The organism is Psychrobacillus sp. Z3-81, assembly GCF_056620325.1.
This window is the reverse complement of sequence record NZ_JBWQPU010000098.1, coordinates 1-245: the sequence shown is the minus strand read 5'-3', so window position 1 is coordinate 245 and position 245 is coordinate 1. Positions and strand designations below refer to the sequence as shown.

Here is a 245-nt window from a genome sequence, read left to right as displayed (position 1 = left end):
CTGGGTCTTCTTTGAGGTGAAGGATCACTTTGGTACCCCGGCCAATGGGCTCACCATGGTCTGCCCGGACGGTGAAGGAGCCACCCGCAGACGACTCCCAGGCATACTGCTCATCATCATTGTGCTTCGTGATCACAACCACTTTCTCTGCAACTAGATAGGCCGAGTAGAATCCGACACCAAACTGCCCGATCATGGAGATGTCTGCACCAGCCTGGAGAGCCTCCATGAACGCCTTCGTGCCA

The 245-nt window shown here is 55.9% G+C and carries 1 protein-coding gene; it reads right to left on the bottom strand.

Going from position 1 to position 245, the window contains the following annotated elements; genetic code table 11:
- The coding region (locus tag AC1ECF_RS17780; RefSeq protein WP_480390765.1) for an ATP-binding protein at positions 1–245 on the bottom strand (245 nt) is incomplete at both ends.